Annotated in this window: 18 protein-coding genes; 5 read left to right on the forward strand and 13 right to left on the reverse strand. The window is 68.9% G+C overall.

The window, feature by feature from the left end:
• Positions 1-3: 3 nt before the first annotated feature.
• From pheT to rpmI, 6 genes are all read right to left on the reverse strand, one after another.
• Entirely contained in the window at positions 4-2,424 is a 2,421-nt protein-coding gene (gene pheT, locus MFF40_RS00185; protein ID WP_147896903.1) for a phenylalanine--tRNA ligase subunit beta, read from the reverse strand.
• Positions 2,425-2,442: 18 nt separating this feature from the next.
• On the reverse strand, positions 2,443-2,925 hold the full coding sequence (locus MFF40_RS00190; RefSeq protein ID WP_147854526.1) for a hypothetical protein: 483 nt from the start codon (positions 2,923-2,925) through the stop codon (positions 2,443-2,445).
• Complete coding sequence (locus MFF40_RS00195) at positions 2,925-3,221, reverse strand: hypothetical protein (RefSeq protein ID WP_238259322.1); 297 nt, start codon at positions 3,219-3,221, stop codon at positions 2,925-2,927. The genes MFF40_RS00190 and MFF40_RS00195 overlap by 1 nt, the downstream gene beginning before the upstream one ends.
• 23 nt (positions 3,222-3,244) lie before the next feature.
• Entirely contained in the window at positions 3,245-4,327 is a 1,083-nt protein-coding gene (gene pheS, locus MFF40_RS00200; protein WP_147854528.1) for a phenylalanine--tRNA ligase subunit alpha, read from the reverse strand.
• A gap of 164 nt (positions 4,328-4,491) precedes the next feature.
• On the reverse strand, positions 4,492-4,869 hold the full coding sequence (gene rplT, locus MFF40_RS00205) for a 50S ribosomal protein L20 (protein ID WP_007561402.1): 378 nt from the start codon (positions 4,867-4,869) through the stop codon (positions 4,492-4,494).
• 50 nt (positions 4,870-4,919) lie between these two features.
• A complete protein-coding gene (gene rpmI / locus MFF40_RS00210) occupies positions 4,920-5,123 on the reverse strand; it encodes a 50S ribosomal protein L35 (protein WP_007561407.1) in 204 nt (67 codons plus the stop codon).
• A 374-nt stretch (positions 5,124-5,497) separates the two neighbouring features.
• Here rpmI and MFF40_RS00215 point away from each other — a divergent pair, with 374 nt between their 5' ends.
• The 3 genes from MFF40_RS00215 to dapE all read left to right on the forward strand — a co-directional run bounded on the left by MFF40_RS00215 (position 5,498) and on the right by dapE (position 10,669).
• Positions 5,498-6,628: a glycosyltransferase family 4 protein gene (locus MFF40_RS00215; protein ID WP_147854529.1), complete on the forward strand. Its 1,131-nt coding sequence runs from the start codon at positions 5,498-5,500 to the stop codon at positions 6,626-6,628.
• A gap of 147 nt (positions 6,629-6,775) precedes the next feature.
• Positions 6,776-9,118: an amylo-alpha-1,6-glucosidase gene (locus MFF40_RS00220; protein ID WP_147854530.1), complete on the forward strand. Its 2,343-nt coding sequence runs from the start codon at positions 6,776-6,778 to the stop codon at positions 9,116-9,118.
• A 381-nt stretch (positions 9,119-9,499) separates the two neighbouring features.
• Positions 9,500-10,669 (forward strand): succinyl-diaminopimelate desuccinylase, encoded by a 1,170-nt coding sequence (dapE, locus tag MFF40_RS00225; protein WP_147854531.1) that lies wholly within the window; start codon positions 9,500-9,502, stop codon positions 10,667-10,669.
• Between the two features lie 224 nt (positions 10,670-10,893).
• Here the strand turns inward: dapE and truA are convergent, their stop codons facing one another.
• The 4 genes from truA to recR form a co-directional block, all read right to left on the reverse strand.
• Positions 10,894-11,646 carry a tRNA pseudouridine(38-40) synthase TruA gene (gene truA, locus MFF40_RS00230; protein ID WP_147854532.1) on the reverse strand — a complete coding sequence of 251 codons (753 nt, stop codon included), beginning with the start codon at positions 11,644-11,646 and terminating at the stop codon, positions 10,894-10,896.
• Entirely contained in the window at positions 11,646-12,575 is a 930-nt protein-coding gene (gene fmt / locus MFF40_RS00235; protein WP_238259324.1) for a methionyl-tRNA formyltransferase, read from the reverse strand. The genes truA and fmt overlap by 1 nt, the downstream gene beginning before the upstream one ends.
• Before the next feature lie 5 nt (positions 12,576-12,580).
• A complete protein-coding gene (def, locus tag MFF40_RS00240) occupies positions 12,581-13,096 on the reverse strand; it encodes a peptide deformylase (protein ID WP_238259326.1) in 516 nt (171 codons plus the stop codon).
• Between the two features lie 143 nt (positions 13,097-13,239).
• Positions 13,240-13,845, reverse strand: coding sequence for a recombination mediator RecR (recR, locus tag MFF40_RS00245; RefSeq protein WP_238259328.1), 606 nt, complete (start codon positions 13,843-13,845; stop codon positions 13,240-13,242).
• A 430-nt stretch (positions 13,846-14,275) separates the two neighbouring features.
• Between recR and MFF40_RS00250 the strand changes: the two genes are divergently transcribed.
• Positions 14,276-15,895, forward strand: a complete 1,620-nt coding sequence (locus MFF40_RS00250) for a phosphoenolpyruvate carboxykinase (protein ID WP_238259330.1) — start codon at positions 14,276-14,278, stop codon at positions 15,893-15,895.
• Positions 15,896-15,931: 36 nt separating this feature from the next.
• On the opposite strand, the gene MFF40_RS00255 is transcribed toward MFF40_RS00250, so the two are convergent.
• Positions 15,932-16,420: a MarR family winged helix-turn-helix transcriptional regulator gene (locus MFF40_RS00255; protein WP_147855758.1), complete on the reverse strand. Its 489-nt coding sequence runs from the start codon at positions 16,418-16,420 to the stop codon at positions 15,932-15,934.
• A gap of 115 nt (positions 16,421-16,535) precedes the next feature.
• Here MFF40_RS00255 and MFF40_RS00260 point away from each other — a divergent pair, with 115 nt between their 5' ends.
• Positions 16,536-17,438: a DMT family transporter gene (locus tag MFF40_RS00260; RefSeq protein WP_147855759.1), complete on the forward strand. Its 903-nt coding sequence runs from the start codon at positions 16,536-16,538 to the stop codon at positions 17,436-17,438.
• 24 nt (positions 17,439-17,462) lie between these two features.
• On the opposite strand, the gene MFF40_RS00265 is transcribed toward MFF40_RS00260, so the two are convergent.
• Positions 17,463-17,786, reverse strand: a complete 324-nt coding sequence (locus MFF40_RS00265; protein ID WP_238259332.1) for a YbaB/EbfC family nucleoid-associated protein — start codon at positions 17,784-17,786, stop codon at positions 17,463-17,465.
• Positions 17,787-17,866: 80 nt separating this feature from the next.
• Complete coding sequence (locus MFF40_RS00270) at positions 17,867-19,771, reverse strand: DNA polymerase III subunit gamma/tau (protein WP_238259334.1); 1,905 nt, start codon at positions 19,769-19,771, stop codon at positions 17,867-17,869.
• Positions 19,772-19,783: the final 12 nt, after the last annotated feature.

Consider the following 19,783-nt stretch of genomic DNA (forward strand, 5'->3'; position numbering starts at 1 on the left):
TCCTCAGGACCGAAGGGTCGCGCCGGTCCGGCGCGAGACTTCGGTGACGATCTTGGCGCTCACCGCCTCGATCTCGGCATCGGTCAGGGTTCGCTCCACCGGCTGCAGGCGGACCGCGATGGCCACCGACTTGGACCCGTCGGGCACGCCGGCCCCCTCGTAGAGGTCGAACACCTCGACGCCGGTGACCAGCTTGCGCTCCGCCCCCTGGGCCGCCTTGACGATGTCGCCGGCCGGGACGTCGCGGCCGACCACGAAGGCGAAGTCGCGGGACAGCGGCTGGAACTCGGACAGGGCCAGAGCGGGCTTGGCCTTGGTCGGCTTGTGCTTGGGCAGCGGCAGGGCGTCGAGCACGATCTCGAACGCCACCAGGCTGCCCTTGAGGTCCAGCGCCTGCAGGGTCCGCGGATGGACCTCGCCGAACCAGCCGATCTCCGATTTCGGCCCGAAGCGCAGCGTGCCCGAGCGGCCCGGATGGAGCCAGGCCGGGCCGCCCGCAGCCACCTGCAGGCCCCCCGTCGGCACGCCGAGGGCGCCGAGCAGGGCCAGCGCGTCGGCCTTGGCGTCGAACACGTCGACGGTCTTGGCCGCGCCGTCCCAATGGCGCCCGGCGCCCGTCAGGGTGGCACTGCCGCGGCGCACGGCGGCGGCGCGGATGCTCTGCCCTTCCGGCTCGTCCGAGGCGAAGCACTGGCCGACCTCGAACAGGGCCGCGTCCGGGTAGCCGCGGTCGGCGTTGCGCTGCGCCGCCCGCAGCAGGCCCGGCACGAGGCTCGGGCGCATGTCCGACAGTTCGGACGCGATCGGGTTGGCGAGCACGAGGTCGGCGCCGCCACCGCCGAACAGCTCGGCATCGGAATGCGGGACGAAGGACCAGGTCACCGCTTCCATCAGTCCGCGGCTCGCCAGGGCCCGCTTGGCCGTCCGGGTGCGCTTCTGCATGACCGTGAGCAGCGGCCGGCCGATCCCGGCAAGTCGCGGCAGCGGCTTCGGCTCGATCCGGTCCAGGCCGGCGATGCGGATGACCTCCTCGACCAGGTCTGCCTTGCCCTCGACATCGGGCCGCCAGGACGGCGTCAGGACCTTCACCCGGTCACCGGTGCCGGAGATGTGGAAACCCAGCGTCTCCAGGATCAGCTTAATCTCGATTCGCGGCAGCTCGATGCCGGCCAGGCGCCGCACCTCGGTCCAAGGGAAATCGATGATCCGCTCCGCCTCCGGCGGCTCGCCGGCGATCGTCGCCTGGGAGGGCGTGCCCCCGCACAGATCGACCACGAGGCGCGTGGCAAGGTCGAGGCCGGGGATTGTGAAGGCCGGGTCGACGCCGCGCTCGAACCGGTAGCGCGCATCGGTGATGATGCCGAGCCGGCGCCCGGACTGGGCGATGTTGGCCGGATCCCACAGGGCCGATTCGATCAGCACGTCCGTGGTGGTCTCGTCGCAGCCGGAGGCCTGGCCGCCCATGATGCCGGCGATCGATTCGACGCCGGCTTGGTCGGCGATCACCACGGCGTCGTCGGTGAGCGGGTAGGTCCGCCCGTCGAGCGCCAGCAGGCTCTCGCCCTCCTGGGCGCGCCGCACCGTCAGATGACCCGAGACCTTGGCGGCGTCGAACACGTGCAGCGGCCGGCCGCGATCGAAGGTGACGTAGTTGGTGATGTCCACGAGCGCGTTGATCGGCCGAAGACCGATCGCCCGCAGCCGGGCCTGCATCCAGGCCGGCGACGGACCGTTCTTCACGCCCCGCACGAGCCGCAGAGCGAAGAGCGGGCAGAGCCGGCGATCCTCGGGTGCGAAGGACAGGTCGACCTCGACCGGGCAGGGGCCTTCGCCGCGCACACCCGGCGCAGCCTCGTGCTTGAGGGTGCCGATCCCGGTCGCCGCGAGGTCGCGGGCGATGCCGTGCACCGAGGTGCAGTCCGGACGGTTCGGCGTCAGGTTGATCTCGATGACCGCATCGTCGAGCCCGGCATAGAGGGCGTAGCCCTGGCCGACCGGCGCATCGGCCGGGAGTTCGAGGATGCCGTCATGGTCATCCCCGAGTCCGAGTTCCGCCCCCGAGCACAACATGCCGTGGCTCTCGACGCCGCGGATCGTGCCGACCGAGAGGGTGATCGCCTTCCCGGGCACGTAGGTGCCGGGCGGCGCGAACACCGAGACGAGACCCGCGCGTGCGTTCGGCGCACCGCAGACCACCTGGATCGGCGCGCCGGCCCCGGTCTCGACGGTGCAGACCCGGAGTCGGTCGGCGTTCGGATGCTGCTCGGCCGTCAGGATCCGGGCGACGACGTAGGGCTTGAGCGCGGCCGCCTTGTCCTCGACGCCCTCGACCTCGAGACCGATGCGCGTCAGCGTCTCGGCGATGGTGTCGAGGGACGCCTCGGTGTCGAGGTGTTCCTTGAGCCAGGAGAGGGTGAATTTCATCGATCGTAACCTCTCGGCTCAAGAGAGCCGGGCTTTCGTTATGAGGAGGATGGCCAGCTTGCGGCGTTGATCGTCGCCCAGGGACTCAAGAGCCTCCACGGCCTCTCCGGCGCGAGCCACGATCGCGAGTGTTTCATTCTTGTTCACGAGCAGGGCCGGAGGGCTGTAATCGGCGAGGTGACGCCGCTCCTGGAGAAACGCGAAGGTCGCACCGATCCTGGCCACGACAGGTCCGATCTCGGCTGCCTCAGCGGAGGTGAGACGCTTCCTCGCTTGGCCATGATCGAGCATGCGGTAGATGGGCTCCAATTCGCCGGTTCGGCTCCAGCCGACGATCACACTCGCGCAAACGAAACAAAAACCGTGGAAGACGGCGTAATAGGCCGTGCTCACCGCACGTCGCATCGACGCCTTGCGCAAGTTCATCCGACCGCTCTGGTGGGCTAGCGTTTCGGCCACTTCGAGAAGGTCGTAGACGATGGGATTGCCGAGCCGTGGCATTACGGATTCCCACACTCGTCATCCGTTAACACCTCATCATCGGGATATTCGACATTCAGATAGGGGAATCGATCTTCGCCCCGCTCCAAGAGTTGCATCCGCAAATCGGCGTTGGCCCCATTTAATCGCCCTCCGTCAGTAACGCCGGAACCGGGTTTGAAGACCGCTTTCAGGAACAAGGACGGCTCGCCGGAGTGATCGAAGCCAGGATGCACCTCGACCCGCTCGTAACCGGAACTTCCAAGCGTCCGAGCAAGGATCTCGCTGGCGATCGTACGGATCTCGCTCTCAGTCATCATCGCCGCCTCCCGACCTCTCCCTACCCCGTCAGACCGCCGATCAGGCTCGGCACGTCGAGCGGCCGGAAGCCGTAATGGTCGAGCCATCGCACGTCCGCGTCGAAGAACGGACGCAGGTCCGGCATGCCGTATTTCAGCATGGCGATGCGGTCGATGCCGACCCCGAAGGCGAAGCCCTGCACGGCGTCCGGGTCGAGGCCGCAATTGCGCAGGACGTTCGGGTGGACCATCCCGCAGCCTAGGATCTCCAGCCAGTCGTCGCCCTCGCCGAAGCGGATCTCGCCGCCCTTGCGGGAGCACTGGATGTCGACCTCGGCCGACGGCTCGGTGAACGGGAAGAACGACGGGCGGAAGCGCATCTTCACGCCGTCGACCTCGAAGAACGCCTTGCAGAACTCCTCCAGCACCCACTTCAGGTTGGCGATGTTGGCCGCCGTGTCGATCACCAGGCCCTCGACCTGGTGGAACATCGGCGTGTGGGTCTGGTCGGAATCGTGCCGGTAGGTCCGGCCCGGGATGATCACCCGGATCGGCGGCGTCTGAGACCGCATCGTGCGGATCTGGACGGGCGAGGTGTGGGTGCGCAGCACCTTGCGCTTCCCGGCATGGTCCGGCGCCAGGAAGAAGGTGTCGTGCATCTCGCGCGCCGGGTGGCCGGGCGGGAAGTTGAGTGCCGTGAAGTTCAGTTCGTCGGTCTCGATATCGGGGCCTTCCGCGACGGCGAAGCCCATGTCGGCGAAGATCGCCGTGATCTCGTCGATGACCTGGGTGATCGGATGGATCCGGCCGCGGACCTCCGGGGCCTCGCGCAACGGCAGCGTCACGTCGACCCGCTCGGAGGCGAGGCGTGCCTCCAGGGCGGCTTCCATCAGAACGGTCTTGCGGGCGGTGACGGCGCCCTGGATCCGGTCACGCAGGCCGTTGATCAGGGGCCCGCGCTCCTTGCGCTCGTCCGACGTCATCGAGCCCAGCGTCTTCAACAGGTCCGAGACGCTGCCCTTCTTGCCCAGCGCGGCGACGCGCACCGCGTCGAGGGCCGTCTCGTCGGAGGCCGCCGTCACTTGAGCCAGGAGGTCGCGTTCGAGGGTATCGAGATCGGTCATCGCTGCCTTCGAGCAGGGTTGTCGGAGCCGCCGTTGCGGCGTGCTCTCGCGCGTTGTTCGCCGTCGCGCAAGCGTGCGCGTGTCAGGGCCGTGCCCCTGGAACGCAGAAGGCGCGACTCTCGGGAGAGAGCCGCGCCTTCCTGTGTCTCGCCGAGGGCCTGAGGTCAGGCGGCCTTGGCGGTGGTCTCGGGGAGGGCGGCCTTGGCCTTCTCGACCACGGCGGCGAAGCTCGCCGGCTCGTGGATCGCCAACTCCGACAGCGCCTTGCGGTCGACGACGATGCCGGACTTCGCAAGACCGTTGATGAAGCGCGAATAGGTCAGGCCATGCTCCCGGACCGCCGCGTTGAGGCGCTGGATCCAGAGGGCGCGGAACGTGCGCTTCTTATTCTTGCGGTCGCGATAGGCATACTGCATGCCCTTCTCGACCGCCTGCTTGGCGATGCGGATGGTATTCTTGCGCCGGCCGTAATAACCCTTGGCGGCCTTCAGAACTTTTTTGTGCTTCGCGTGACTGGTCACGCCGCGTTTGACGCGGGCCATCGGTTATCTCCTGGTTTCGACGAAAGACAGTGGCAACGGGTGACGAAGGCTTACCGCGCGTTCGGCAGGAAGTACTTCTTCACGTTGGCAGCATCGCCCTCGAACAGGGTCGTGGTGCCGCGCAGGTTGCGGATCTGCTTGGTCGTCCGCTTGATCATCCCGTGGCGCTTGCCGGCCTGGGCGTACATCACCTTGCCGGTGCCGGTGATCTTGAAGCGCTTCTTGGCGCCCGATTTGGTCTTCAGCTTGGGCATTTGGCTCTCCGTTGCGCGAAAATCCCTCCGGGCCGACCCGTGAGGGTCGGATGAGGTGTGCGCGATGATGCTTCTGGTGGAGCAGCACGAGCCGCCACGGCAGCCCTATCGGCCGGGCGGTTCGACGCGGGGCGGCTTATGACAGAAACGCGAAGCCACGGCAACGGCTTCGGCGGCATCGCAGCCCTCCGCTCATACAGCCTGGAAGCAGGCTCGCATCGGGGAATGCGGGGACAGCTTCCGCGCTGCACAAAAGTTATCGAGACAACCTGCAGGCGCAGGAACCATAACCTTGGCCGTCGGTTTCATTCATGTCCCGCTCAGGCCGTCAGAGTTAGACCTCTCGTCAAAGTCGGCCAACCAGGAGACACTTCGTGCGCATTGCCCAAATCGCTCCGTTGTCGGAGGCCGTCCCTCCGAAGTTCTACGGCGGCACCGAGCGCGTCGTCAGCTGGATCACGGAAGAACTGGTCCGCCAGGGCCACGACGTCACCCTGTTCGCCAGCGGCGATTCGGAGACGTCGGCCAAGCTCGCCGCCTGCACGCCCGAGGGCCTGCGCCTGCTCGGCTACCGGGATCACACCGCCAGCCACCTGGCCATGCTGCATCAGGTCCATCGCCGGGCGCACGAGTTCGATATCCTGCACTTCCACATCGACCTGCTCCAGTATCCGATGTTCGAGGATCTGAACCACAAGTGCATCACCACGATGCACGGTCGGCTCGACGTGCCGGACTTCATGCCCGTCTACCGCACGTTCACCGGCATGCCGCTCGTGTCGATCTCCGACAACCAGCGCGAGCCGATGCCGCCGAACGTCAACTGGCTGGCGACGATCCATCACGGCCTGCCGTCGCAGAATTGCCCCTACACCCCCGATGCTGCGGGCGGCTACCTGGCGTTCCTGGGCCGCATCTCCCCTGAGAAGCGCCCCGACCGTGCCATCGAGATGGCGATCCGCTCGGGCACGCCGCTCAAGATCGCCGCCAAGGTCGATAAGGCGGACCAGGATTACTGGGACGAGGTCATCGAGCCGATGACCCATCACCCGCTCGTCGAGTACATCGGCGAGATCAATGAGGAGCAGAAGAAGGCGTTCCTTGGCAACGCCCTGGCGCTTGCCTTCCCGATCGATTGGCCGGAGCCCTTCGGCCTGGTCATGATCGAGGCGATGTCGGCCGGCACGCCGGTGATCGCGTTCCGCAACGGCTCCGTGCCGGAGGTGATCAAGGACGGCGTCAGCGGCGTGCTGTGCGAGACCATGGACGACGCGGTGAACGCGGTGGCCAAGGTCAAGACCATGAGCCGCGAGGGCGTGCGCCGCCATTTCGAGAGCCAGTTCACGGCCGAGTGCATGGTCAAGAAGTACGTCGCCGCCTACGAGGAGCTCCTGTCCCGGGGCGCCGACGTGATCCAGATGCAGAAGTCCGGGTTCCAGCCGCATTACGGCGACGTCAACGGCTCCGCGCGTCCGGCCATCTCGGTCGCCGCGATGCCGGCCTAAGATCCGGCATCGGGCTTGCGAGAGACGGCCAGCCCGGCCTAGCGTCGTAAAGGCGCCTCATCCGAATGGTCACGAGGGCCGCCGCATCAGCGTTGATGCGGCGGCCCTCTCGATTCGTACCCTCACACGCACTCGGAGACGTTCTGCATGGCGGCGGAGAATACGGCGGCCCACGACGCGACCGCGCGGACACAGGGCGGCACCGTCTCGGTAGCCCCTGGCTTCCAGGACGCTGACGATGTGCTGCCGACCTACCACATCGAGGCTCACACCTCGCTGGTCGAGCGCCCGCTGCGGGCCCTGAAGTTCGGCGAGGCGTTCGGCGTCCTGGATTCCTACGGGGATATCGGCGTCCAGCCCGGACCGGAGGGCCTGTACTTTCAGGACACCCGGTACCTGTCCCGCCTGGAACTCACGGTGGAGGGCCAGCGTCCGCTGATGCTGTCCTCGGTGATGCAGGACGACAACGGCGCTCTCAGCGTCGACATGACGACGCCCGACATCCGCCTCGACGCCCACGACGAGACCTCGATCCCGCGCGAGACCATCGCGATCGAGCGCACCAAGTTCCTGTTCCGGGGCGCCTGCTACGACCGCATCGGCCTGCGCTCGTTCGATTCCAAGCATCGCCGCCTGCGCATCGCCATCACGTTCGATGCCGATTACCGCGACCTGTTCGAGGTGCGCGGGACGGACCGCAAGGAGCGCGGCAAGCGCGGCGTCCTGGTGGCGAGCGACCGGGAGGTGCAGTTCCGCTATGTCGGGCTCGATGAGATCGTGCGCACGACCTCCCTCCACTTCGGCCCGAAGCCGGACGTGATCGAGCCGGGCCGCGTGGCCTTCGACGTGTCCCTGCCGCCGGAGGGCCGTGCCTCCCTGTTCATCCGCGTGGCCTTCGAGGCCCACCGGGCCTTCACGAAGCCCCCGGGCGCCGAGATGGTCGGCGAGGACGCGGCCGCCAAGCTGACCCTGGCGGCCAATGTCGGCGGCGCCCGTCGCGAGCCGAAGGACCTCGCCGAGGGCATGATCTTCGCCCGGGCCTATCGCGATTCGCGTCGGGACCTGCGCGAGCTGACGGCGGGGATCACCACGATCATCTCGTCGAACGACCAGTTCAACGAGGGCCTGTGCCGGGCCACGGCCGACCTCTACATGCTGGCGAGCCGCACGCCGGAGGGGATCTACCCGTTCGCCGGCATCCCCTGGTATTCCACGGTGTTCGGCCGCGACGGCATCATCACCGCCATGATGGCGCTGTGGATCGATCCGAAGTTCGGCCGCGGCGTCCTGCGCTACCTCGCCGCGACCCAGGCCCGGGCGGTCGACCCTGCCGCCGACGCCCAGCCCGGCAAGGTGCTGCACGAGACCCGCCGGGGCGAGATGGCGATGCTCGGCGAAGTGCCGTTCCGCCATTACTACGGCACCATCGACGGCACGCCGCTCTTCGTGATGCTCGCCTGGGAGTACTACGCGGTCACGGGTGACCTCGAGACCATCAAGGCGATCTGGCCATCCCTGGAACTCGCCCTCGAATGGATGGACCGGTACGGCGACCGCGACGGCGACGGCTTCGTCGAATACGCCCGCGACACCGACAAAGGCCTCGAGAACCAGGGCTGGAAGGACAGCCACGATTCGATCTTCCACACCGATGGCCAACTCGCCAAGGGCCCGATCGCGCTGTGCGAGGTGCAGGGCTACGTCTACGCCGCCAAGAACGGCATGGCCAAGCTCGCGGCGCTGCTCGGGCACGATCCGATGGCCGAGCGCCTGTCGCAGGAAGCCACCGCCCTGCGCGAACGCTTCGACGCCGCGTTCTGGAACGAGGAGATCGGCACCTACGCGCTGGCGCTGGACGGCTCCAAGAAGCAGTGCGCCGTGCGCTCGTCGAACGCCGGGCACGCCCTGTTCACCGGAATCGCCAAGCCGGAGCGGGCCGCCCGGGTCGCCGAGACCCTCCTGGGCAAGGACGGCTTCAACGGCTGGGGCGTGCGCACCATCGCCAAGGGCGAGGCGCGCTACAACCCGATGTCGTACCACAACGGCTCGATCTGGCCGCACGACAACGCCCTGATCGCGATGGGGCTGGCCCGCTACGACCGCAAGCACGAGGCGGCGCGCATCTTCCAGGGGATGTTCGACACCTCGCTCTACCAGGACCAGAAGCGGCTGCCGGAACTGTTCTGCGGCTTCATGCGCCGGCGCCAGCGCGGTCCCGTGGCGTACCCGGTGGCCTGCAGCCCGCAGGCCTGGGCCGCGGCAGCGCCCTTCGCGTTCCTGGCCGCCTGCCTGGGCCTGGAACTCGACCACGACCGCAACAGCGTCCGGTTGAAGAATCCGGTCCTGCCCGGATTCCTCGACGGCGTGACGCTCTACAACGTCAAGCTGGGTCACTCGCGCCTGGACATCCGGTTCCAGCGCTACGACGACGACGTCACGGTCTCGGTGCTGCGCCGCCACGGCGACGTGCAGCTGATCGTGACGAAGTAGGCGGGCCCGCCAGTCGCCGCGGCCCGGTGACGGCGCCGCGGCGGCTGGCTTGCAGCCGACGTTAGGCTTTGTTCATGGCAGGTCGAGGACGGGACAGCTGACACGCCCCTTCCCGGACGCCTGGACCGTCAGTGGAATGTGCTCCGGGACCCCGGAGGGGGACGCGCCGCGAGGCGGCAACAATGAATGATTTAGCGGACGCTTCGCGGGTCTTCGTGCTGGGTCCCGGATCGCATTCCGCTGCTGCTGCATACGCCCGGGAAAAGGCGCTGCGCGAACGGCAATGTTCTCGGATGATAGCTTCTCGTCGGTCTCCCGTCTGCGGACCGCCCGACTTGGTGTAAGGGGCAACGTCAGCCCATCCGTCCCGGGACACGCCCCATGCCGGCCGCTCAATCCGCTCTGTCGCTCGCTCAGGCGCTGATCCGCTGTCCCTCCGTGACGCCTGAGGATCGCGGCGCCCTCGATATCGTGGCGCAGGCATTGAGCGGAGCGGGCTTTTCGGTGGAGCGCCCGGTCTTCGCCGAGCCGGGCTATCCCGATACGCCAAACCTGTACGCGCGCATCGGCACGCGAGGCCCCTGCCTCGTGTTCGCCGGCCACACCGACGTGGTGCCGGAAGGCGACGGGGCCTGGCGCCACGGACCGTTCGACGGGGCGGTGGCGGACGGCATGCTCTACGGCCGCGGCGCCGCCGACATGAAGGGCGGCATCGCCTGCATGCTGGCCGCGACCCTGGCGTTCCTGGGCCGCAGGGGCAGCGACTTTGCCGGCTCCATTGCCTTCCTGATCACCGGCGACGAGGAGGGGCCGGCGGTCAACGGTACGGTGAAGCTGCTCGACTGGGCCCGTGCCCGGGGCGAGCGCTTCGACCATTGCCTGCTCGGCGAGCCGACCAATCCGGGACGGCTCGGCGAGATGATCAAGATCGGCCGCCGGGGCTCGCTCACCGGCAAGCTGACCGTGCTGGGCCGCCAGGGCCACGTCGCCTACCCGCACAAGGCCGAGAATCCGATCCCCGGGCTGCTGCGGCTCGCCTCGGCGCTCGTCGCGGAGCCGCTCGACGGCGGCACGGCGCATTTCGACGCCTCGAACCTCGAATTCACGACGATCGACGTCGGCAACCCGGCCACCAACGTGATCCCGGCGACCGCCCGGGCGACCTTCAACGTCCGGTTCAACGACGACTGGACCGCGGAGAGTCTGGGCGCCGAACTCCGCGGGCGGCTGGAGCAGGCCGCCGGCAACGCGATCCGCTTCAGCCTGGACCTGCAGCCCTCGAACGCACCCGCCTTCCTGACCCGGCCGGACGCCTTCGTGGATCTCGTCTCCGAGGCGATCCGGGCCGAGACCGGCCTGACGCCCGCCCTGTCGACCACCGGCGGCACCTCCGATGCCCGCTTCATCAAGGATGCCTGCCCGGTGATCGAGTTTGGCCTCGTTGGCGAGACCATGCACCAAGTGGATGAATGCGTGGCCGTGGCGGATCTCGACCGCCTGACGGCAATCTACGAACGGGTGCTGGAGGCGTATTTTTCGGCACAGGACTGATCGGACGGCGCGTTCCGATCCGGTCCGATCCGGCTTCCCATCCCGCCCTCATCCTGACCTGATTGCGCCATCGGGCCTCGAAGGAGCCCTTCAGATGGCTCGGCGATCCCGGGAGGACTCCTCCGAGGCCTCCGCTTCGCTCCGGCACCTAAGGATAAGGGAGAGATAGGATCCCCGTTGCCACGAACCGTCTTCCGCCGGAAATCGCGATTTCGAATACGCGGTCAGGCGTAATCCACCCCCACGAACGTCAACCCGGCGGCCGGCGCGAGCGGCCCGCACCGGCGCTTCTCGCCGGAGGCCAGGATGTCGGCGACGTCGTCGGCCGAGAGCCGGCCGCAGCCGGCGAGCATCAGCGTTCCGACCATGGCCCGGACCTGATGGTGCAGGAACGAGCGCGCGCAGGTCGTCACCACGATCTCCTCGTGCAACGCCATCGTCGTGCGGGCGACGTCGAGCCGTTCCAGGGTCCGGATCGGGCTGTTGGCCTGGCATTCGGCGGCACGGAACGCGGAGAAGTCGTGCAGGCCGACGAGGCGCTGCGCGGCGCGGTCCATCGCGTCCGGATCGAGCGGCCAGGGCACCTGCCAGACATGGGCGCGGGTGAGCGCGGCGGGGCTGCGGCGGTTGAGGATCCGATAGCGGTAGTGCCGGCGGATCGCGGAGTAACGCGCATCGAAGCTCGTCGGGACGATCTCGGCCGAGAGGATCGCCACCGGCCGGGGGCGCAGGTGGGCGTTCAGCGCATCCCGCACCGTGTCGGCCCGCCAATCCTTGACGAGGTCGAGATGGGCGACCTGATGGATGGCGTGCACCCCGGCATCGGTCCGGCCGGCGCAGGTCAACCGGGATTGCTCGCCGGAGAAGCGGGTCACCGCCGCCTCGATCGCCCCCTGGACCGTGGGCGCCGCGGTCTGGCGCTGCCAGCCGCAGAACGGCGTGCCGTCGTATTCGATGACGAGCTTGTAGCGGGGCATCAGCCGAGACGCGTGCCGGGCGCGATGCGCGCGCCGCGCACGAACTCCGCCCCGCTGGCGCTGCCGCCCTTGCCGGCCCGCCGCAATTCGAGCAGCCGGATCGCACCCGCGCCGCAGGCGACCAGGCCCTCCGCGTCGAGGAGCGCCCCCGAAGCACCGGCGCCCTCGGCAGCCGACGCCCGGAGCACCTTCACCCGCTCCGGCCCCTTGCCGAGATCGAGCTCGAAGAACGCACCGGGGAACGGCGACAGGCCGTTGATGTGGTTCGCCACCTGCCCGGCCGGACGTGACCAGTCGATCCGTGCCTCGTCGTTGCCGATCTTGTGCGCGTAGACCACGCCCTCAGTGGATTGCGGCGTGAAGGTCAGGTCGCCGCGGCCCAGGCGTTCCAGGGCCTCGGACATCAACGCGGCGCCCACCGGCATCAGCGCGTCGTGCAACGCGCCGGCGGTCATGCCCGGCGTGATCGGGACCCGCGCCTCCAGGGCCACCGGTCCGGTATCGAGCCCGGCCTCCATCCGCATGATCCCGACGCCGCTCTCGGCATCGCCAGCCATCACGGCGCGCTGGATCGGCGCGGCACCGCGCCAGCGCGGCAGAAGCGATCCGTGCAGGTTCAGGCATCCATGCCGGGGCAAGTCGAGGATCGCCTGGGGCAGCAGCATGCCGTAGGCGACCACCACGGCGACGTCGGCCGCGTGCCCGGCGAAGGTCTCGGCGGCCTCCGGCGTCCGCAAGGTCCCCGGGGTCAGCACCGGGATCCCGAGCGTGTCCGCGAACGCGTGGACCGGCGAGGGGCGCAGGTTCATGCCGCGGCCGGCCTTGGCCGGGGCCCGGGTGTAGACTGTGGCGATCTGGTGGCCGTCCTGCGCGATCCGGGCGAGCGTCGGCACCGCGAAATCTGGCGTGCCCATGAAGACGGCGCGCATGGCGGTCACGCCGCGTCGCGCTTGGCCGCCTTGGTGAAGCGCTTGATCACCCGGTCGCGCTTCAGCTTCGAGATGTGGTCGATGAACAGCACGCCGTTCAGGTGATCGATCTCGTGCTGGATGCAGGTCGCCAGCAGGCCGTCGGCCTCGATCTCCTGCACCTCACCCTTGATATCGCGGAACTTCACCCGGACCCGGTCCGGCCGCTCGACCTCGGCGTAGTATTCCGGGATCGACAGGCAGCCCTCGTCGTAGACCCGCTTCTCCTCCGAGGCCCAGACGATCTCCGGATCGATGAACACGCGCGCGTCGCGCACGCCCTCTTCCTTCGAGGTGTCGATGGTCACGACCCGCTTGGCGACGCCGACCTGGATCGCCGCCAGCCCGACGCCCGGCGCGTCGTACATCGTCTCGAACATGTCGGCGACGAGCGTGCGGATCTCGGGCGTGATCGGCCCGACCGGATCGGAGACGCGGCGCAGGACGGCGTCGGGGAGGATGACGAGCGGACGGATGGTCATGGCGGAAACCGGCAGGGGGCGCGCATCGAACCTGTGCCCCGGGGATCCCGAGGCAATATGGCGTGGGTCGGGGCCGGTCAAATTCCGATGCTCCGACCCGCCCCTATCCAGGGTTGCCGCGCGGTCCGCGCTACCGGCTCAGCTCAGAACGCCGTGCGGCTGCGGATCGCCGCGGTGAGCGTGCCCTCGTCGAGGTAATCCAGCTCGCCGCCGACGGGGACGCCGTGGGCCAGCCGCGTCACCTTACGGTCGAGGTGTCGGATCGACTCGGTGACGTAGTGGGCGGTGGTCTGGCCGTCGACGGTGGCGTTCAGCGCCAGGATGATCTCCTTGACGGCGGGATCGGCCGCGCGCTCCACGAGGCTGGCCAGGTTCAGGTGCTCGGGCCGCACGCCATCCAACGCCGACAGCACGCCACCGAGCACGTGGTAGCGCGACTTGACCGCCCCGGACCGCTCGAGCGCCCAGAGGTCCGATACGTCTTCCACCAACACCAGGGTCGTGGGATCGCGCTCGGTGTCCCGGCAGATCGTGCACGGCTCGGAGGTATCGACGTTGCCGCAACTCGTGCACACAACGATGCGCTCGGCCGCCACCCGCATGGCGTCGGCCAGCGGGGCGAGCAGCGTCTCGCGCTTCTTGATCAGCTGGAGCGCGGCCCTGCGCGCGGAACGCGGTCCGAGACCCGGCATCCGGGACAAAAGCTGGATCAGGCGTTCGATCTCGGGGCCGGCGACGGCTTGGGGCATCATGCCTCTTGGCGGGGATCAACGGTGGGGATTTCGAAGGTCGGGACGTCGAAACGTCCGGCAGGGCATAGCCGCCACCGGGCAACGCGCAAGGGCGCATCTCAGCCCACCCAGGATATGGGTATTCCCGACGCGTTCTGCTCCGACGCAAATTAAGAATACCGAGCAGCAATGGGTTACACTAGGCGCCACTTGCGATCAGCACTGTGGTCAAACACGCCCCATGATGTTGCGGGCGCTCAGCAACACCCAGTAAGACGGCAACGCTTGGCCGCCTATCCAGTATGGGGGCGAGCGACCGGGGAACGGTGATCCAGCGTGCGGCGGTCCTGTACGCCCGCACGGACGTCTCCCGGGTTAGTCCCGGACGCCCCTGGCGTCCGGTCTTGTCGCGTCGACGGCACGAACAGGGGCCCCGGGAGACACGCTCTTGACCAACATCGGTGATCACAACGCGGCCCACGATGCCGACGCGGCCGGCTTCCACGCGCTGAAGGCCGTCCACTGGAATTTCGAGGCCCCGCGCCTCTACGAGGAGGCGCTCGCCCGCAAGGAGGGCCAGCTCGCCCGCGGCGGCGCCTTCGTGGCGACCACCGGCAGCCATACCGGCCGCTCGCCCAAGGACAAGTTCGTGGTGCGCGATGCCAGCACCGAGAACGAGATCTGGTGGGAGAACAACGGCGCGATCACGCCGGAGCAGTTCGCGGTCCTGCACCAGGACTTCCTCAAGCATGCCGAGGGCAAGGAGCTGTTCGCCCAGGACCTCTACGGCGGCGCCGACCCGGCCCACCGGGTCAAGGCCCGGGTGTTCACCGAGTTCGCCTGGCACTCGCTTTTCATCCGCAACCTGCTGATCCGGCCGGACCGCTCCGAGCTCGCGGCCTACGTGCCCGACCTGACGATCATCGATCTGCCGAGCTTCCAGGCGGATCCGGCCCGGCACGGCTGCCGGTCCAAGACCGTGATCGCCATCGACTTTTCCAAGAAGCTCGTGCTGATCGGCGGCTCGGCCTACGCGGGCGAGATGAAGAAGTCGGTCTTCACCTACCTGAACTACATCCTGCCCGGCCAGAACGTGATGCCGATGCACTGCTCGGCCAACGCCGCGCTCGACGCCGAGGGCGGCTCGGCGATATTCTTTGGCCTGTCGGGCACCGGCAAGACCACCCTGTCGAACGATTCCTCGCGCCAGCTGCTCGGCGACGACGAGCACGGCTGGTCGGACGAGGGCATCTTCAACTTCGAGGGCGGCTGCTACGCCAAGACGATCCGCCTCTCGCGCAATGCCGAGCCCGAGATCTACGCCACCACGGAGCGCTTCGGCACCGTGATGGAGAACGTGGTGATCGATCCGGTCAGCCGCGTGCCGGATTTCGACGACGGGTCGCTCACCGAGAACACCCGCTGCGCCTACCCGCTCGACTTCATCGCCAACGCCAGCGCCACCGGCCGGGCCGGGCATCCGAAGAACATCGTGATGCTGACCTGCGACGCCTTCGGGGTGATGCCCCCGATCGCCAAGCTCACCGGCGCCGAGGCGATGTACCACTTCCTGTCGGGCTACACCGCCAAGGTCGCCGGCACCGAACGCGGACTCACCGGGCCGGAGGCGACGTTCTCGACCTGCTTCGGCGCGCCGTTCATGCCCCGGCACCCGAGCGCCTATGGCAACCTGCTGCGCGACCTGATCGCCAAGCACGAGGTCGATTGCTGGCTGGTCAACACCGGCTGGACCGGCGGCGGCGTCGGCACCGGCCGGCGCATGCCGATCCGCGTCACCCGCCGCCTGCTCGCCGGGGCCCTCGACGGGTCTCTCGCCCAGGCGGAGTTCCGCCGCGACCCGTATTTCGGCTTCGCGGTTCCGGTCTCGGTCCCGGGCGTCGAAGCGGACATCCTCACCCCGGTCAAGACCTGGGGCAACAAGAGCGCCTTCGTCGAGACGGCGGCGCGGCTGGTGAAGATGTTCGACGACAACTTCAAGCGCTTCGAGGCCCACGTCGATTCCGACGTGCGCGCCGCCGGGCCGACCGCGCAGGCCATCGCCGCCTAAAACGCGGATCGGGCGGCGATTGCCGCTGCCGCCCGTTCACCCGAGCCCGCTCAGCAACTTCGCCAGCAGCGCGTTCAGCGTGCGCTGCTCGCCATCCGTCAGGACGGCCAGGACCCTGCGCTCGGTCTCGACATGGACCGGCAGCAGGGCGTCGATCAGCTTTTTTCCCCCATCCGTCAGCGCTACCAGCGTCCCGCGCCGGTCCGTCGGATGTTTTCGCCGCTCGATCAGACCGGCCTTCTCCAGGCGGTCGATCCGCGCGGTCATCCCGCCCGACGAGATCATCGCCGCGTCGCACAGGGCCGTCGGCGTCAGCGCATAAGGCGCGCCGGACCGCCGCAAGGTCGCGACCACGTCGAATTCGCCTTGCTGCAGGCCGAACTCGGCGAAGACCGGATTGTGCCGGTCCCGCACCACAAGCTGCGCCAGCTCCGTCAGCCGCCCCAGGACCTCCATGGAGAAGGCCTCGATGTCGGGCCGCTCGCGCCGCCACTGCGCCACGGCCTGCGCCGCACGGTCCGTCACACGCCCTCCCCTTTGCCTAGATATCTTGACGTCAAGATACTTCCCATCGAGATTTTAGGCTGAGAGAATCGCACGGGCAATCGTGTGGGAATCACCGCTGCGGATGGAGGAGGCGATGGCTCTGCCGGTCCAAACCACCATGGGTCACATTGCGGTGTCGGCTCACCTCCTGCTCCTGTTCACCGGGTCGTTGTTGGGCCTGACGACCGTCGTGGCCGGTCTCGCCGCCGGGCTGGGCTGGCCGCCGATCGCGTTCCTGTTCTGGTCGGCGCTCGGCGGCGGGCTGATCCTGGCCATCCTCGCCCTGGCGGCTGGTGAGAGGTTGACGCCGTCGCCCGCGCTCCTGCGCTACGGGCTGCAGGCCGGACTTTTGAGCTTCGCGCTGCCCAACATCCTGTCCTTCGCGGCAATCCCGCATGTCGGCTCCGGCTTCGTGGCGCTCTGCCTCGCCTTCCCGCCCTTGCTGACCTACGGCCTCGCCCTGGTCCTGGGGATGGATCGGCTGTCGGTTCAGGGGCTGGCCGGCATGGCGCTGGGACTCGGGGGCGCGATGCTGTTCGCCGCCTCACGCCTGACCGGAGCCGAGGGAGGCGGGCTCTGGACTGCGCTCGCGCTCGCGGCGCCGGTCAGCGTCGCAGCCGGCAACATCTATCGCACGGTGGCATGGCCCGCCGACGCGCCGCCGCGGCTGCTGGCGCCGGTCATGGTGCTGATCGCCGCGGCGATCGTCGGCGCCTACGCGGTGATCTCCAAGATCCCGCTCCTGGCGGCAACTTCCGTCCACACAGCCGGCCTGCTGCCCCTCCAGGCGGCGATCATCGCTGGGACCTACGCGCTGTTCTTCGTCTTGCAGAAGCGCAGCGGCCCGGTCGGGCTGAGCCAGATCGGCTGGATCGGGGCGATCACCGGCAAGGGGCTCGCCGTTGTGCTTTTGGGCGAGAGCGTGCCGCCGATCCTCGCGCTGGCGATTCCGCTCATCCTGGCCGGGATCGTCCTGGTGAGCCGCCGGCCGCGGTGAGGCGGACGCAGCTTGAGCCCGCTCCTAGAACGGCAGCTTCATGCCGGGCGGCAGGGGCATGCCCTTGGTCAACTCTGCCATCCGCTCCTGCATAGTCGCCTCGGCCTTGCCGCGGGCGTCGTTGCAGGCGGCCACGATCAGGTCTTCGAGGATCTCGCGCTCGTCGGCGACCATCAGGGACGGGTCGATGCTGACGCCCTTCATCTGGCCCTTGGCGGACATGGTCACCCGCACGGAGCCGCCGCCCGAGGCGCCGGTTACCTCGATCTCGTCGAGCTCGGCCTGCAGGGAGCCCATCTTCTCCTGCATGGCCTGAGCCTGCTTCATGATGCCCATCAGGTCGCGCATGCAGCTCTCTCGTGTGGTGTCTCGGTTAGTCTAGTTGGGTATCGCGTCGGCTCGCCGCCATGTGCGGCGGCGCCTGCGTGTCAGAAGTCGTCGTCCGGGGCCTCGTCCGCCGGCACCGGATCGCCGTCCCCCGGGATCTCCTGATGGGGTGAGGGGAGCGGCGCGGTCTCCCGCACATCCACGATCTCCGCGCCGGGGAAGCGGGTCAGCACCTCACGAACGAACGGGTCGGCGGCGGCATTCTCGCGGCGGGTCTCTGTCGCGGCCTTCACGGCGGCGTCGAGGGTCGGGGCGCCGGCCTCCTTCGAGACCGCGACGACCCAGCGCTGGCCGGTCCAGCGCAGGATCGCGGCGGCGATATCGGTGGCGAGCGTCGCCCGGCCGCCCGGGGCGAGGGCGAACTCGATCCGCCCTTCCTCGAAGCGTACGAGGTGGACGTCGCGCTCCAGCGCGGTCTTCAGCAGGATGTCGCGGTTGGCGTCGGCCAGCGCCACCACGTCCTCGTAGCGGGCCAGCCGCGGCGCGGGCGGAGCAGCCGGCCGCTCGGCCGGGGCGGCCATGACGGAGGGAGCCGCCCTCGCCACCGGCGCTGCAATGGGGGCCGCCATTGGGGCGGCAGCGGGCGCCGCCATCGGTGCGGAGACCGGCATGGGGCGGGAAGCGACGGCCGCCGCCGTCTGTCCGCCGCCACGCAGGTCGGGGATCGGCGGCAGGGGCGGACGGCCGGAGGATGGCGGTGCCTCCTCGGCCGGTGCCGCCGCAGCCTCGGCCTTGAGCTGGCGCAGGGCCTCGTCCGGTGTCGGCAGGTCGGCCGCGTAGGCCAGGCGGACGATCGCCATCTCGGCCGCCGCCAGGGGGCGGGGCGCGGCCTGGACCTCGGGGATCGCCTTGAGCAGGATCTGCCAGGCCCGCGACAGGGCGCGGATCGAGAGCTGTTCCGCGAACTGACCGCCGCGGACCCGCTCGGTCTCGCTGAGCGTCGGGTCGGAGGCGGTCTCCGGCACGGCCTTGAGGCGGGTCACGAGGTGGGTGAAGGCCGCGAGGTCGGACAGTACCACCGACGGGTCGGCGCCGGAATCGTACTGGGCCCGCAGCTCCGCAAAGGCCGCCGGCACCGAGCCGCGCATCACCGCCTCGAACAGGTCGAGGATGCGCGCCCGGTCGGCGAGCCCGAGCATGTCGCGCACGCTCTGGGCCGTGACCGCGCCGGCGCCGTGTGCGATGGCCTGGTCGAGCAGCGAGAGCGCATCGCGGACCGAGCCCTCGGCGGCCCGCACGATGGCGCCCAGCGCCTCCTCCTCGGCCTCGCCTTTTTCCGCCGCGCAGACCTTGGCGAGATGGGCGTGCAGGACCGGCGCCTCGACCCGGCGCAGGTCGAACCGCTGGCAGCGCGACAGGATCGTCACCGGGACCTTGCGGATCTCCGTGGTGGCGAACACGAACTTGGCGTGGGGCGGCGGCTCCTCGAGCGTCTTCAGGAAGGCGTTGAACGCCTTCTCGGACAGCATGTGGACCTCGTCCACGATGTAGACCTTGTAGCGCGCCGAGACCGGTCCGTAGCGGATGCCGTCGATGATCGCGCGCACGTCGTCGATGCCGGTATGCGAGGCGGCATCCATCTCCAGCACGTCCATGTGCCGGGATTCCATGATCGCGGCGCAGTGCAGGCCGAGTTCCGGCATCGACACGGTCGGGCCGGTATCGGGAACTCCGGCGCGGGCGTAGTTGAGGCCGCGGGCGAGGATGCGGGCGGTGGTGGTCTTGCCGACCCCGCGCACGCCGGTCAGCATCCACGCCTGCGGTATGCGGTTGGCCGAGAACCCGTTGGCCAGTGTCCGGACCATCGCGTCCTGGCCGATCAGGTCGCCGAAATTGGTCGGGCGGTATTTCCGCGCGAGCACCCGATAGGGCGTCACCGCGCCAGCGGGGCTCGCGAACCCGGGCAGGCCCGGCTCGTCGTCAGGCGTGCCGGTCGTAGCGTCCATGCCGTATCGGGT

Source organism: Methylobacterium mesophilicum (genome assembly GCF_022179445.1).
Lineage (GTDB): Bacteria > Pseudomonadota > Alphaproteobacteria > Rhizobiales > Beijerinckiaceae > Methylobacterium > Methylobacterium mesophilicum.